Annotated in this window: 14 protein-coding genes; 4 read left to right on the top strand and 10 right to left on the bottom strand. The window is 71.2% G+C overall.

The features are described 5' to 3' along the window. Nucleotides 1-14: 14 nt before the first annotated feature. A complete protein-coding gene (locus tag HNQ79_RS13920) occupies nt 15-530 on the bottom strand; it encodes a sigma-70 family RNA polymerase sigma factor (RefSeq protein WP_185030711.1) in 516 nt (171 codons plus the stop codon). Between the two features lie 76 nt (nt 531-606). Further along, a complete protein-coding gene (locus HNQ79_RS13925) occupies nt 607-1,755 on the bottom strand; it encodes a glycerophosphodiester phosphodiesterase (protein ID WP_185030713.1) in 1,149 nt (382 codons plus the stop codon). Between the two features lie 217 nt (nt 1,756-1,972). On the opposite strand from HNQ79_RS13925, the gene HNQ79_RS13930 reads away from it, so the two are divergent. Next, nucleotides 1,973-2,644, top strand: coding sequence for a lysophospholipid acyltransferase family protein (locus tag HNQ79_RS13930; RefSeq protein WP_185030715.1), 672 nt, complete (start codon nt 1,973-1,975; stop codon nt 2,642-2,644). Nucleotides 2,645-2,712: 68 nt separating this feature from the next. On the opposite strand, the gene HNQ79_RS13935 is transcribed toward HNQ79_RS13930, so the two are convergent. The 3 genes from HNQ79_RS13935 to argH form a co-directional block, all read right to left on the bottom strand. Continuing rightward, nucleotides 2,713-4,269 (bottom strand): MFS transporter, encoded by a 1,557-nt coding sequence (locus HNQ79_RS13935; protein WP_185030717.1) that lies wholly within the window; start codon nt 4,267-4,269, stop codon nt 2,713-2,715. After that, a complete protein-coding gene (locus HNQ79_RS13940) occupies nt 4,266-4,814 on the bottom strand; it encodes a TetR/AcrR family transcriptional regulator (protein ID WP_185030719.1) in 549 nt (182 codons plus the stop codon). Before HNQ79_RS13940 ends, HNQ79_RS13935 begins: the two co-directional genes overlap by 4 nt. 158 nt (nt 4,815-4,972) lie before the next feature. After that, the gene (gene argH, locus HNQ79_RS13945; protein WP_185030721.1) at nt 4,973-6,403 is read right to left on the bottom strand and encodes an argininosuccinate lyase; all 1,431 of its coding nucleotides are present in this window, start codon (nt 6,401-6,403) and stop codon (nt 4,973-4,975) included. Between the two features lie 300 nt (nt 6,404-6,703). Between argH and HNQ79_RS13950 the strand changes: the two genes are divergently transcribed. From HNQ79_RS13950 to HNQ79_RS13960, 3 genes are all read left to right on the top strand, one after another. Further along, nucleotides 6,704-8,062, top strand: a complete 1,359-nt coding sequence (locus tag HNQ79_RS13950; protein ID WP_185030723.1) for an NAD(P)/FAD-dependent oxidoreductase — start codon at nt 6,704-6,706, stop codon at nt 8,060-8,062. A 343-nt stretch (nt 8,063-8,405) separates the two neighbouring features. Further along, nucleotides 8,406-8,993: a pyridoxamine 5'-phosphate oxidase family protein gene (locus HNQ79_RS13955; protein ID WP_185030725.1), complete on the top strand. Its 588-nt coding sequence runs from the start codon at nt 8,406-8,408 to the stop codon at nt 8,991-8,993. A gap of 28 nt (nt 8,994-9,021) precedes the next feature. Further along, a complete protein-coding gene (locus HNQ79_RS13960; protein ID WP_185031119.1) occupies nt 9,022-9,714 on the top strand; it encodes a L,D-transpeptidase family protein in 693 nt (230 codons plus the stop codon). A gap of 92 nt (nt 9,715-9,806) precedes the next feature. Here HNQ79_RS13960 and HNQ79_RS13965 read toward each other — a convergent pair whose 3' ends face one another. The 5 genes from HNQ79_RS13965 to argC are packed head-to-tail and all read right to left on the bottom strand — an operon-like array spanning nt 9,807 to nt 14,695. After that, entirely contained in the window at nt 9,807-10,358 is a 552-nt protein-coding gene (locus HNQ79_RS13965; protein WP_185031121.1) for an arginine repressor, read from the bottom strand. Between the two features lie 5 nt (nt 10,359-10,363). Then, the gene (locus HNQ79_RS13970) at nt 10,364-11,572 is read right to left on the bottom strand and encodes an acetylornithine transaminase (RefSeq protein WP_185030727.1); all 1,209 of its coding nucleotides are present in this window, start codon (nt 11,570-11,572) and stop codon (nt 10,364-10,366) included. Beyond that, nucleotides 11,569-12,507, bottom strand: coding sequence for an acetylglutamate kinase (gene argB, locus HNQ79_RS13975; protein ID WP_185030729.1), 939 nt, complete (start codon nt 12,505-12,507; stop codon nt 11,569-11,571). The genes HNQ79_RS13970 and argB overlap by 4 nt, the downstream gene beginning before the upstream one ends. Continuing rightward, a complete protein-coding gene (gene argJ / locus HNQ79_RS13980) occupies nt 12,504-13,670 on the bottom strand; it encodes a bifunctional glutamate N-acetyltransferase/amino-acid acetyltransferase ArgJ (RefSeq protein ID WP_185030731.1) in 1,167 nt (388 codons plus the stop codon). The genes argB and argJ overlap by 4 nt, the downstream gene beginning before the upstream one ends. Further along, a complete protein-coding gene (argC, locus tag HNQ79_RS13985) occupies nt 13,667-14,695 on the bottom strand; it encodes an N-acetyl-gamma-glutamyl-phosphate reductase (protein ID WP_185030733.1) in 1,029 nt (342 codons plus the stop codon). Before argC ends, argJ begins: the two co-directional genes overlap by 4 nt. Nucleotides 14,696-14,715 lie beyond the last annotated feature (20 nt).

Below are 14,715 nucleotides of genomic sequence, written 5' to 3' on the forward strand. Positions count from 1 at the left end.
CTCCACCGGCCGGTCTACGGCTCCATTCCCCTGCGTTCGGGGGGCGCAACCTCCGCCGCCAGCATTCTGCGCAGGCATCCCAGGCATCGGGAACGCATGGGCCCCAAACTCCCTTGTGACATTCCCAACTTCCCTGCGATTTCCCGGTAGGTGGGGTCGGAGGGCGAGAGGAGGAGGGCGAGCAGGGGACGGCAGCGTGCGGGCAGGCGGCGGACGGCGGCCCGCAGTACGCGGCGTCGTTCGGCGGCCAGGACGGCCGGTTCGGGGCCCGCGTCGTACGCGGCCGGCGGCTCGACGGTGTACGGCTGCTCGTGCAGCGCCCGGCGTCTGGCGAGCCGCGCTTCGGCCCGTACGGCCGTGCGCAGCCACCCGGCGGGTTCCTCGGGCACGCCGTCCGGGTGTTCCAACAGCCTGACCCAGACGGCCTGTTCGAGGTCGGCAGCCTCGACCCCCGCCCCCGGCGCCTCCGCGGCGGCCTCGGCGGCCAGCAGCGGGGTGAGGGCCTGCACCTCTTGCAGCAGTAGATCCATGCCGGGCGGGACGCGGCCGGGGGCGGCTGTGGTTGCCGTCGCGGCCGCGTCTCACCCGTACGGGCGCGTGGGCGGGCTACGAGGTGAAGTCGGCCGCCGCCAGCAGCGCGGTGTCGGGGTGGTCGGAGAAGATGCCGTCGATGCCGGTCGCGAAGTACGCCTTCAGGGCGCCGAAGGCGTCGCCGTGGGCGGCCGGGTCGGTGCCGCGGCGGAAGTCGGCCGGCAGGAAGTTGTTCTCGTTGCGCATCGTGTACGGGTGCAGGACCAGACCCTTGGCGTGTGCGTCCCGGACGAGGGTGGTGGGCCTGCCGAGCTTGCCGGCGGCGTCCCTGGGGATGATCTCGTTGAGGGACGGGCCGATGCCCTGGGCGAATCCGGCGATCCACTTCAGGCCCTCGGGCTTGATCAGGTCGGCGACGGTGCGCGGGTCGCCCGTCTGCACGAAGTCCCAGGGGCGGGTCTTCGGGCCGTCCAGCAGAACCACGCGCGGCGCCTCCACGAGCCGGGCGAGCCGCTGCATGCTGCTGGGCTCGAAGGACTGGAGGAACGTCGGGGAGTTCCGCTTGTGACGGCCGTACTTGCGCAGGAGCTCGGCCAGTGGCTCCTCCGTTCCCAGACCGAGGCCGCGGAAGTAGGTGGGGTGCTTGGTCTCGATGTGCAGCCAGACCGGACGGCCGCGCCTGCGGCCCTCCTTGTCCGCCCAGCGGAGCACCTCGTCGAGGGTGGGTATCGGCCAGCGGCCGTCGTAGACGGTGTTGTGCTGGCGAAGTGCGGGTATGCGCTCCTTGGTGCGCAGCGTCCTCAGCTCGGCGAGGGTGAAGTCCTCGGTGAACCAGCCGGTGAGTTCGACGCCGTCGATCTTCTTGGTGGTCTTGCGGGAGGCGAACTCGGGGTGCGCCGCCACGTCCGTGGTGCCGGTGATGTCGTTCTCGTGGCGGCAGACCAGGTGGCCGTCCTTGGTCGGGACGACGTCCTGCTCGATGACGTGCGCACCCATGTCGAGGGCGAGCTGGTAGGCGCCGAGGGTGTGCTCGGGGCGGTATCCGCTGGCGCCCCGGTGGGCGACCACGGTCGGCACGGGCAGGCGCTTGTACGAGGTCGCGCCCCTGCCGCGCTCGGCCGCGGACGCCGTACCGGACAGCCCCAGGGCGGTACCGCCCGCACCGAGGACCGCTGCTGCCAGCAACGACCTGCGACCGGGACCGAATTGCGCACCGTGCGTCATGAAGTACTCCTTGAGGTGGGGAGAAGGCCCGCGGAGGGCTACGACGTAAAGAGTGGAGCCTCTGGACGGTACGCACCGGAAACACACGTCAACACTGCGTATCCAATCGGTGAACCCGATGTGCGATCAGCGGCGACCCGCGAGTATCGTCCTCACCTGCACCGACCCTCGTAAACCTCGAATGGCCATCAGAAGAAACACGACTTCGGAGGAACCGTTGTCCCGTCTCGCGCTCATCAAGGCAGTGCTCGGACCGATCCTGCGCCTGATGTTCCGCCCACAGGTGGAGGGCGCCGAGAACATCCCGGGAACGGGGCCCGTCATTCTCGCCGGCAACCATCTCACCTTCATCGACTCCATGATCATGCCGATCTGCCTGGACCGGCCGGTGCACTACATCGGCAAGGACGAGTACGTCACGGGCAAGGGCCTCAAGGGCCGTCTGATGGCCTGGTTCTTCACCAGCTGCGGCATGATCCCGGTCGACCGGGACGGCGGGCGCGGCGGCGTCGCGGCCCTGATGACGGGACGCCGGGTGCTGGAGGAGGGGAAGATGTTCTCCATCTACCCCGAGGGCACCCGCTCCCCCGACGGTCGGCTGTACCGGGGCCGTACCGGTATCGCGCGGCTGACGCTGATGACGGGCGCACCCGTGGTCCCGTTCGCGATGATCGGCACCGACAAGATCCAGCCGGGCGGCGCGGGCCTGCCGCGTCCCGGCAAGGTGACGGTGCGCTTCGGCGAGCCGATGGAGTTCTCCCGGTACGAGGGCATGGACCGCGACCGCTACGTGCTGCGGGCGGTGACGGACTCGGTGATGTCCGAGGTCATGCAGTTGTCGGGGCAGGAGTACGTGGACATGTACGCGACCAAGGCGAAGGCCGCCTGAGTTCTTCCTGCGGGTACGGGTGGGGCCCGCCGGAAAGATCCGGCGGGCCCCACCCGTACCCGCGCCCCTCAGTGTTCGATGCCCTCTTCGAGCTTCTGGCCCTTGAGCATGAACCAGGCCGCGACCGCCGTCGCGAACAGCACCAGTGCGCCGACCAGGGCGGCCGTCTGGAAGCCGTCGGTGAAGGAGTCGCGGGCGGAGGCGAGCAGGGCGGCCGCCTGTTCCTGCGGGAGTTCGGTCGCCGACTCGACGGCTCCGCCGAGTGAGTCGTGCGCGGCGGCGGACACATCGGCGGGTACCCCGGCCGGGACCGGGAAGCCCCGGTAGATGCCGGTGACGATGGAGCCGAGCAGGGCGATGCCGAGGGCCGCGCCGAGTTCGTAGGCGGTCTCGGAGACGGCGGAGGCGGCGCCGGCCTGTTCTTTGGGGACGCTGGAGAGGATGACGTCGGCGGTGACCGTGAAGGCGAGTCCCGCGCCGAGTCCGCCGAGGAAGAGCGCGAGCCCGAGCGCCACCTCACCGGTGTCGGCGGTCATCAGCGTGCAGGCGGCCAGGGCGAGGCCGACGGCGAGGAGGCCGACGGAGACCGCGCTCCGTACGGACACCTTCCGGGCGAGGTAGCCGGCGGACAGCCCGGCCCCGACCGCGCCCACCGCCGCCGGCAGTTCGATGAGTCCGGCGTTCAGCGGCGTGCGGCCCTGCACCAGCTGGAGGAACTGGGAGAGGAAGAAGACCAGCCCGGCGAGGCCGAGGATGGTCAGCAGGTCGGCGAGCACCGCCCCCGAGAAGCCACGGTGCTGGAAGAGCCGCATGTCCAGCAGCGGCGAGGGCAGCGTGCGCTGGCGTCGTACGAACCAGTACAGCGCGGCCACACCGACGACGGCCGCGGCGGCGATGTCCCAGCGGAAGCCGTGCACCGCCGCTTCCTTGACGGCGTACACGACGGCGACCATGCCGACGAGCGAGAGCGCCACGCTGAGCAGGTCCCACGGGCCGGGGCGGGGGTTCTTCGACTCCGGCAGCAGCTTGATGCCGACGACGACCAGAACCGCCATCACGGGCAGGTTGATGAGGAAGACCGAACCCCACCAGAAGTTCTCCAGGAGGAACCCGCCGACGACGGGTCCGACCGCCGCGCCGGCCGAGGCGGCGGCGCCCCAGATGCCGACCGCGAGGCTGCGTTCCTTGGCGTCGTGGAAGATGTTGCGGATCAGGGCGAGCGTGGACGGCATCAGGGTCGCGCCGGCGACGCCCAGCAGGGCGCGGGCGACGATCATCATCTCGGGGCTGGTGGCGTACGCGTTCAGCACGGACACGGCGCCGAACGCGACCGCGCCGGTGAGCAGCAGCTTCTTGCGTCCGATGCGGTCCCCGAGGCTGCCCATGGAGACGAGCAGACCGGCGATGACGAACGAGTAGACGTCACCGATCCACAGGAGCTGCGTTCCGGACGGCTTGAGGTCCTCGCTCAGGAACGGGGTCGCGAGACCGAGCACGGTGGCGTCGACCGCCACCAGGAGCACCGCGAGGACGAGTACGGCGAGCGCGAGCCAGCGGCCGGGGCGGGAGGTCGCTCCCGGGGGATCCGGCTGATCCGCGGACAGGCGCCGCTCTGTGCTTGTCATTTCTCCACGCTCCGCCGTGCACCGCCGAGCAGCAACTCGACGATCATGTGCTGGAAGTCCTTGGCAGCGGTCCGCCCGTCATGGACCGACCAGGCAGCGGAGCTGACGAGCCCGTACAGGGCGTCCGTCAGCCAGGCGGGGCTGAGGTCGATGCGGAACTCGCCGCTTTCCTGACCGCGCCGGAAGAGGGCGGCCAGACGGGCGTCCACCCGGTCCCAGCCGGGGTTCTGGCCCGCTTCGAAGAGCTGATTCTCCGTGATGAGGAACGCGAAGAGTCCCGCGACCGGCTCGACCTCGCGGACCAGGCGGCGCAGGGCGTCGGCGGCGCGGCCCTCGTCCAGGGCGGCGGCGTCGAGGGCGGCGTCCAGTTCACGGAGGCCGAACTCCTCCAGGGCCTTGATGAGCGCGTCACGGCCGGCGAAGTGGCGGTGCAGGGTGGCGCGCCCGATCCCCGCGGCTCTGGCGACCTCGTCCATGGTGGAGGTGGCCTTGCGGGTGAGGAGGGCGGCGGCGGAGCGCAGGACGCGCTCGCGGTCGACTGTCATGAGACGAGGATAGCCCGAGTGAGACGAAGACGTCTCACGGACGAAGGCGTGTGGCCCGAGGGAGGCGAGGGCGGGCGCACACCCCGGGGGCGGGGGCGGGCGTACGGCCGGTGAGACGGGGGCCCGGCACGCCCCTCACCCCCGCGCCCGGGTGCCTCCTACGCCTTCTTCGCCTCCGCCCACGCCCACTGTTCCGCCAGGTCCGCCTTCAGTTCGGCCAGCTGGACGGCCACCGCCGACGGCGCCGTGCCGCCACGGCCGTCGCGGGAGGCCAGCGCGCCGGCGACGTTGAGGACGGTCCGCACCTCCGGCGTCAGGTGCGCCGAGATGGCGGCGAACTGATCGTCCGTCAGCTCGTCCAGTTCGATCCCCTCGCGCTCGCACACCTTCACGCACTCGCCCGCCACCTCGTGGGCCACCCGGAACGGCACGCCCTGCTTGACCAGCCACTCCGCGATGTCGGTGGCGAGCGAGAAGCCCGCCGGGGCCAGCTCCTCCATCCGCTCGCGGTTGACGGTGAGCGTCGCCATCATGCCGGTGAAGGCGGGCAGCAGGACTTCGAGCGTGTCGCAGGAGTCGAAGACCGGCTCCTTGTCCTCCTGGAGGTCCCGGTTGTAGGCGAGCGGCAGGGCCTTCAGAGTCGCCATCAGCCCGGTCAGGTTGCCGATGAGCCGCCCCGACTTGCCGCGCGCAAGTTCCGCGATGTCCGGGTTCTTCTTCTGCGGCATGATCGAGGAGCCGGTCGAGAAGGCGTCGTGGAGGGTGACGAAGGAGAACTCCTTCGTGTTCCAGATGATGATCTCCTCGGCGATCCGGGAGAGGTTCACGCCGATCATCGCGGTGATGAACGCGAACTCCGCGACGAAGTCGCGGGAGGCCGTGCCGTCGATGGAGTTGCCGACGGACCCGTTCTCGAAGCCGAGGTCGGCGGCGACCGCCTCCGGGTCGAGGCCGAGCGAGGAGCCCGCCAGGGCGCCCGAGCCGTAGGGGGACACGGCCGTACGGGCGTCCCACTGGCGCAGCCGCTCCGCGTCCCGGGACAAGGACTGCACGTGGGCCAGGACGTGATGGGCGAAGAGGACGGGCTGGGCGTGCTGGAGATGGGTGCGGCCGGGCATCGCCACGTCCGGGTGGGCCTCGGCGAGACCGATCAGCGCGTCCTGGAGTCCGGCGATCAGGCCGCCGATGATCCGGGCGTGGTCCCGGAGGTACATCCGGAAGAGGGTGGCGACCTGGTCGTTGCGGGACCGCCCGGCGCGCAGCTTGCCGCCGAGGTCGCCGCCGAGGCGTTCCAGCAGACCCCGCTCCAGGGCGGTGTGCACGTCCTCGTCGGCGACCGTGCCGACGAACTCGCCGGACGCGACATCGGCTTCGAGCCGGTCGAGCCCCGCGAGCATCCGGGTCAGCTCGTCGGCGGTGAGGAGGTTCGCCCCGTGCAGGACGCGGGCATGGGCGCGGGACCCGGCGATGTCGTACGGGGCGAGGCGCCAGTCGAAGTGGACGGACGCGGACAGCTTGGCCAGGGCCTCGGCCGGGCCGTCTGCGAAACGGCCGCCCCAGAGCCGTACATCACCGGTATTGCTGCTCACAGCGGGAACTCCTCAGAGCCTCGGGGGTGGTAGGTGCGCCGCCGCCTCCTCGCACGGAGGGCCGGGGAGGCGGCGGGCCTTACGGGTAACGAACGACGATCGAGCCAGGTCGCGCCCGAGCTGCGATAGGCATAACTATGCAGAGCTCCGTATGTTTTGTCAAAGTGCTTTCCCGACTCCCCCGGATGCCCGGTGAATCGTCCGCCAACGAGCGGGCAGCCGAGGGAGAGCTGAAGCTGGAGTCGATTTCTGAGATTGCCGTCTGAGTTTTCCCGCCGGACCGAAGGAGCAGTGGACACGATGACGCGACCGAGGATTGTGGTGGTCGGCGCAGGCTTCGTCGGGATCGAGTGCCTGCACCGGCTGGAGCGCAAGCTCTCCGCGCGCGATGCCGAACTGATCCTGGTGTCCCCGCAGGACTACCAGCTCTACCTGCCCCTCCTCCCCCACGTGGCGGCGGGCGTCCTCACCCCGCAGTCGGTCGCCGTCTCGCTCCGCCGCCGCCTGCGCCGTACGAAGATCGTGCCCGGGGTGGCGATCGGCATCGACGCGGCCGCCAAGGTCTGCATCGTGCGCCGGACGACGGGCGAGGTGACGGTGAAGCCGTACGACCATCTGGTCATCGCCGCCGGTTCCACCACCCGCACCTTCGACATCCCGGGCCTCACGGATCACGCGCTCGGCGTGAAGACGCTCGCCCAGGCCGCGTACATCCGCGACCACGTGATCGCCCAGCTCGACCTCGCGGCGGCCGCCACCGACGAGGAGGAGCGCCGGGCGCGGCTTCAGTTCGTGGTCGTGGGGGGCGGCTACGCGGGCGTGGAGACGGCGGCCTGCCTGCAGCGCCTCACCACCAACGCTCTCAAGCGCTACCCCCGCCTGGACCCCGCGCTACTCCGCTGGCACCTGGTCGACGTCGCTCCCCGGCTCCTCCCCGAACTCGGCGACCGCCTCGGCGTCAAAGCCATGGCGATGCTCCGCGAGCGCGGCATCGAGTTCTCCCTCGGCACCTCCGTCGCCTCCGTCGACGAGAGCACCGTCAAGCTGACCGACGGGCGCACCCTCCCCTCCCGCACCCTCATCTGGACCGCGGGCGTCGCCGCGTCGCCGCTGGTCACCACGCTCGGGGCGGAGACGGTACGCGGTCGCATCATCACCTCGAACCAGCTGACCGTCCCCGGCTGCGCCGGCCTGTACGCGGCGGGCGACGTGGCGGCGGTCCCGGACGTCGCCAAGGGCGGCGATGCGATCTGCCCGCCGACCGCCCAGCACGCGCAGCGCCAGGGCAAGGTCCTCGCGGACAACATCGTGGCGAGCATGTCCGCCACCCCGCTGAAGCCGTACATCCACAAGGACCTCGGCCTGGTCGTCGACCTCGGTGGCGCGGACGCCGTCTCCAAGCCCCTCGGTGTCGAACTCCACGGCCTGCCCGCCCAGGTCGTGGCCCGCGGCTACCACGTCATGGCCCTGCCGACCTTCACGGCCCGCACCCGGGTACTCGTCAACTGGGGCCTCAACGCGGTGGCCGGCGACGACTTCGTCCGCACGGACTTCCAGGACAACCGGCCCAAAACCCTCCAGGACTTCGAGCGGACGAAGGCGTACCTGTCGCCCGACGAGGTGAAGAAGCACAGCGAGACGCTCAACGTACGGGCCTGATCGGCTTTCGGCGGCCGGGGCGGCGACCGTAGGCTCCGCCGGGTGAACCTCAAGAGGCGCCTGGCCCGGCTCCTGCACGGAGCTCCGGCGCGCCTGTCCGCGGGCGCGGCCGGCGGGTCCGTGCCGATCGCGCGGCAGGGCGCGTCGCCGCTGGGCGCCGCGCCTGCGGCGAAGCACCGCAGAGCGCCGCGCCCGAGGAAGAGGCACCGCAGGGACAGAACGCCGCGCCCGAGGAGAAAGCCCCGGACCGCCCTCGCGCGGCCACCCGGGCGCTGAGGCACTGAGGCACTGAGGCAGGCGAAAACCCCTGCCTGTAGATCGTCGCGGGCGGATAATCCTGCCCATGGGAAAAACTCACGCACGCATAGAGGGCCGGCTGCGCAGCTTCATCGAGGCGCAGCCGGTCTTCTTCACGGCCACCGCGCCGCTCGCCGGTGACGGGACCATCAACCTCTCACCCAAGGGCCTCAAGGGCTCCTGGGCGGTGCTCGACGAACTCACGGTCGCGTACCTGGACTTCGCGGGCTCCAACGCCGAAACGGTTGCGCACCTGCGGGAGAACGGGCGGATCACCCTCATGTGGTGCGCCTTCGAGGGGCCGCCGAACATCGTGCGGGTGCACGGGAAGGGGGAGGCTGTCTTCCGGGACGACCCGCGCTTCACGGAGCTGCTGGCTCGGTTCGACGGGTTCGATGTCTCGCAGAACGGACTGCGGGCGATCGTCGTGGTCACGGCGGAGCTGGTCCGGGACACGTGCGGGTACGCCGTGCCGTTCATGACGTACGACGAGGACCGGACGCTGCACGGCTCCCGGTTCGCACGTGAGGACGACGAGTCGCTGTCCGCGTACTTCGAGAAGAAGGAGGACATCGCGACGAGCATCGACGGCCTGCCCGGCTTGCCGTTGCCGCTTCCGCCGTTGCGGGCGTGAGAGTGCTTAACGTCGGGGGGTGACCCTTCTGCGCACCGCCGCCGCTTCCGTTCTGCTGGCCGTTGTCGCTCTCGCCGGAGGCGGTACGGGCACCGATCCGCTGCCCTCGCGGATGACGGACACCGGCGGCGGGCGCCAGCTGATCACCGCCGTCGCCGCCGACCTCCGCGCGACCACGGGCACGGTGACCTGGTGGGACCGGCGGCGCGGGCACTGGGTCGAGGCGGGGCGCGCGCCGGCGCGGTTCGGCGCGAAGGGGCTGGTGGAGGGCGCCCGGCGGGTGCAGGGCACGGACACGACGCCGACCGGGCTGTACGACCTGCCGTACGGATTCGGCACGCAGGCGGCTCCGGAGGGGACGCGGATCGGCTACCGGCGGGTCGGGCCGCAGTCCTGGTGGTGCCAGGACAACGGTTCCCTCTCGTACAACCGGTGGGTGGAGGGGCTGCCGGAGGACTGCCGTCCGGGCGATGCCGAGAAACTGGACTCCTACGGGACGCAGTACGCCTACGCGCTGGTCGTCGGCTTCAACTACGCGCAGCCGGTACGGGGCCGGGGTGCGGGCATCTTCCTGCATGTGAACGGACGCGGGGCGACGGCCGGTTGCGTGTCCGTGCCGAGGGAGGCCATGCGGCGGATCCTGGCCTGGGCCGATCCGGCCCGTCGGCCGCACCTCGCGATCGGGACCGAGGGCGGGACGACCGCGCTCGCCCGACCCTGACCCGGTCGCCGGCGGCTGGCCTGCGACGGTCCTGCCGCCGCCCCGTGCTGCGAGCCTCCCCCGCCGCACCGCTCGCCCGCCCCTCCGGGTGCTCAGCGCTCCTTCTGCGCCAGCCTCAGCAGGTGGTCGGCCAGGGCCTGGCCGCCCGCCGGGTCGCGGCTGATCAGCATCAGCGTGTCGTCGCCCGCGATGGTGCCGAGGATGGCGCGCAGTTCCGCCTGGTCGATGGCGGAGGCCAGGAACTGGGCGGCGCCCGGCGGGGTGCGCAGGACGACGAGGTTGGCCGAGGCCTCCGCCGAGATCAGGAGTTCGGCGGCGAGGCGGCTCATCCGCTCCTCCTTGGCGGACTCGCCGAGGGGGGCCTGCGGGGTGCGGAAGCCGCCCTCGCTGGGAACCGCGTAGATCAGTTCGCCGCCGGTGTTGCGGATCTTCACCGCACCGAGCTCGTCGAGGTCGCGGCTGAGCGTCGCCTGGGTGACGCTCAGCCCGTCGTCGCTGAGGAGCTTGGCGAGCTGGCTCTGCGAGCGCACCGGCTGCCGGTTGAGGATGTCCACGATCCGGCGGTGGCGTGCGGTCCGGGTCTGCGGTACCGCGGGGCCGCCGTTGCCGCCGTGTTCGTTGTCCCGCGCCTGGGCCTCGGTCATCTGCGTCATTCTCCGGATCGTTGGTCCCCGTGTGCTGCGGCGTACGCCTCGTCGAGGATGCCGGGGAGGGTCGTCAGGAAGGTGTCCAGCACGCCGTCCTCGATGGTCAGAGCGGGCATCAGCCGTACGACATCGGGGGCGGGCGCGTTCACCAGGAAACCGGCGTCCTGAGCCGCCTGCTGCACTTGGGGAGCGAGGGGCTCGGTCAAGACGATACCCAGGAGCAGCCCCGCCCCCCTGACGTGGGAGACCAACGGGTGTCCGAGTGACTGGATTCCGTCGCGGAGTTTCTCGCCCTTGCGCTTGGTCCCGTCGAGGAGCCCGTCGGCGGCCAGGGTGTCGAGGACGGCGATTCCGGCGGCGCAGGCGACGGGGTTGCCGCCGAAGGTGGAGCCGTGGTGGCCCGGCTTGAGGAGGTCGGCGGCCTCGCCGTACGCGATCGTCGCGCCGAGCGGGAGACCGCCGCCGAGGCCCTTGGCGAGGGTGACGACGTCCGGGTCGATGCCGTCCTCTGCCTGGTGGGCGAGGAAGTGGCCGGTGCGGCCGATGCCGGTCTGGACCTCGTCGAGGACCAGGAGGGTGCCGGTGGCGCGGGTGATCTCGCGGGCGGCCAACAGGTAGCCGGGGGGCGGGACGACGACACCGAGCTCTCCCTGGATGGGCTCGACGATCAGCAGCGCCGTGTCCTCGGTGACCGCCGCGCGGAGCGCGTCGACGTCTCCGTACGGTACGTGGGTGACGTCGCCGGGAAGCGGGAGGAAGGGTTCCCGCTTGCCCTGCTGTCCGGTGAGGGCGAGGGCGCCCATCGTCCGGCCGTGGAAGCCGCCGGTGGTGGCGACCATGTGGCCGCGGCCGGTGAGCCTGCCGATCTTGAAGGCGGCTTCGTTGGCTTCGGCGCCGGAGTTGCAGAAGTAGACGCGGCCGGGGCGTCCGGAGCCCTGGACGAGCTTCTCGGCGAGCTCCACGGGCGGCTCGGCGACGTAGAGGTTGGAGACGTGTCCGAGGGAGGCGATCTGGCGGGAGACCGCTTCGACGATCGCGGGGTGCGCGTGGCCGAGGGCGTTGACCGCGATGCCGCCGACGAAATCGACGTATTGCCTACCGTCGGCGTCCCGGACCCGGGAGCCCTCGCCGTGGACGAGGGCGAGCTGCGGAGTGCCGTAGTTGTCGGTCAGTGCGTTCTGCCACCGCCCGGTGAGGTCGGCGTTGCTCATGATTCCCCCTGTGCGTGCTGCGCGTCCGGCACGACCATCGTGCCGATGCCCTCGTCCGTGAAGATCTCCAGCAGGATGGAGTGCGGGACCCGTCCGTCGATGACGCGGGCGGTGGTGACTCCGTTGCGTACCGCGTGCAGGCAGCCCTGCATCTTGGGCACCATGCCGCTGGCCAGCTCGGGCAGGAGTTTCTCCAGCTCGGTGGCGGTGAGGCGGCTGATGACGTCGTCGCTGTTCGGCCAGTCCTCGTAGAGGCCCTCGACGTCGGTGAGGACCATCAGCGTTTCGGCGTCCAGCGCCGCAGCGAGTGCCGCAGCCGCCGTATCAGCATTGACGTTGTAGACATGTCCGTCGTCCTGGGAGCGGGCGATCGAGGAGACGACCGGGATGCGGCCGTCGGCCAGGAGCGCCTCGATGGCGCCCGTGTCGATCGCGGTGATTTCGCCGACCCGGCCGATGTCCACGGCCGTGCCGTCGATCTGCGGGAAGTGCTGGGTGGCGGTGATGGTGTGGGCGTCCTCGCCGGTGAGGCCGACGGCGAGCGGGCCGTGCTGGTTGAGCAGCCCGACCAGTTCGCGCTGCACCTGGCCCGCGAGGACCATCCGTACGACGTCCATGGCCTCCGGCGTGGTGACGCGCAGGCCGGCCTTGAACTCGCTGACGATGCCCGCGGCGTCGAGCTGCCTGCTGATCTGGGGGCCGCCGCCGTGCACGACGACGGGCTTGAGGCCGGCGTGGTGCAGAAAGACGACGTCCTGGGCGAAGGCCGCCTTGAGGTCCTCGTCGACCATGGCGTTGCCGCCGAACTTGATGACGACGGTCTTGCCCTGGTGGCGGGTGAGCCAGGGCAGGGCCTCGATGAGGATCTGCGCCTTGGGCAGGGCGGTGTGCTTGCGCGTGCTGCTCGCGGCGGGGTTGCTCGGTCCGGTGCTCATGAGGAGTACGCGCTGTTCTCGTGGACGTAGTCGGCGGTGAGGTCGTTCGCCCAGATGACGGCGGACTCGGAGCCCTCGGCGAGGTCCGCGGTGATCCTGATCTCGCGGTAGCGCATGTCGACGAGGTCACGGTCGTCCCCGACGGAGCCCTTCTTGCAGACCCACACGCCGTTGATGGCGACGTTGAGCGCGTCCGGGTCGAAGGCGGCCTTCGTGGTGCCGATGGCGGAGAGCACCCGGCCCCAGTTGGGGTCCTCGCCGTGCAGGGCGCACTTGAGGAGGTTGTTGCGGGCGATGGACCGGCCGACCTCGACGGCGTCGTCCTCGCTGGCCGCGTTGATCACCTCGATCCGGATGTCCTTGCTGGCGCCCTCGGCGTCGCCGATGAGCTGACGGGCGAGGTCGTCGCAGACGGTACGGACGGCCGCGGCGAACTCGTCGTAGCCGGGCGTGATGTGGGACGCACCGGAGGCGAGCAGCAGCACGGTGTCGTTGGTCGACATGCAGCCGTCGGAGTCGACCCGGTCGAAGGTCTGCCGGGTGGCGTCGCGCAGCGCGCGGTCGAGCACGGAGGCCTCCACGTCCGCGTCGGTGGTCAGCACGACGAGCATGGTGGCCAGGCCGGGGGCGAGCATGCCCGCGCCCTTGGCCATGCCGCCGACGGTCCAGCCGGTGCCCTCCGCGACCGCGGTCTTGTGGACGGAGTCCGTGGTCTTGATGGCGATGGCGGCCTTCTCGCCGCCGTGCGCGGAGAGTTCGGCGGCGGCCGTCCCGATGCCGGGGAGCAGCTTGTCCATGGGGAGCAGGATGCCGATGAGTCCGGTGGACGCGACGGCGACCTCGCCCGCGCCGGTCTCCGTGCCGGCCGCGCTGAGGACCTCGGCGACCTTCTCGGCGGTCGCATGGGTGTCCTGGAAACCCTGGGGGCCCGTACAGGCGTTGGCGCCGCCGGAGTTGAGGACGACGGCGGAGATCTCGCCGCCCTTGACGACCTGTTCGGACCAGAGGACCGGGGCGGCCTTGACGCGGTTGGAGGTGAAGACGCCCGCGGCGGCTCGGCGCGGCCCGGTGTTGACCACGAGGGCCAGGTCCGGGTTGCCGTTGGCCTTGATTCCCGCGGCGATGCCCGCCGCGGTGAATCCCTGTGCTGCCGTGACGCTCACGGTGCGACTCCAATCGAGGAAAGTCCTGCGGACTCGTCCAGTCCGAGGGCGATGTTCATGCTCTGCACCGCGCCGCCGGCGGTGCCTTTGGCGAGGTTGTCGATCGCGCTGACGACCACGATGCGGTGTGCGGCGGTGTCGTGTGCGACCTGGATCTGTACGGCGTTGGACCCGTACACGGAGGCGGTCGCCGGCCACTGCCCCTCGGGCAGCAGCGTGACGAACGGCTCGCCCGCGTAGGCCTTCTCGTAGGCGGCCCGGACGGCCTCGTACGTCGCTCCGGGCCTCGCCTTCGCGCTGCTGGTGGCGAGGATGCCGCGGGGCATGGGGGCCAGCGTCGGCGTGAAGGAGACGGTGACCCGCTCCCCCGCGACGGCGCTGAGGTTCTGGATCATCTCGGGGGTGTGCCGGTGGCTGCCGCCCACGCCGTACGGGGACATGGAACCCATGACCTCGGAGCCCAGCAGGTGCGGCTTGACCGCCTTGCCCGCGCCGGACGTGCCGGACGCGGCGACGATCACCGCTTCCGGCTCCGCGAGACGGGCCGCGTACGCGGGGAAGAGACCGAGGGTGACGGCCGTCGGGTAGCAGCCGGGCACCGCGATGCGCCTGGTCCCTTCCAGCGCGGCGCGCGCACCGGGCAGTTCGGGCAGACCGTACGGCCACGTCCCGGCGTGCGGGGAACCGTAGAACGCCTCCCAGTCCGCCGCGTCCGTCAGCCGGAAGTCGGCACCCATGTCCACGACCAGTACCTCTTCGCCGAGCTGCTCGGCCACCGCGGCGGACTGGCCGTGCGGCAGCGCGAGGAAGACGACGTCGTGGCCGGCGAGCACGTCGGCCGTGGTCGGCTCCAGGACACGGTCCGCGAGCGGCCCGAGGTGCGGCTGCAGGGCCCCGAGCCGCTGGCCCGCGTTGGAGTGCCCGGTCAGCGCGCCGATCCGTACGCCGGGGTGCGCGAGGAGGAAGCGCAGGAGTTCACCTCCCGCATATCCGCTCGCGCCTGCCACTGCTGCCCGTACCACCATCGAAAACCCTCCTCGCCGAT

This window comes from Streptomyces candidus, assembly GCF_014207445.1.
Lineage (GTDB): Bacteria > Actinomycetota > Actinomycetes > Streptomycetales > Streptomycetaceae > Streptomyces > Streptomyces candidus.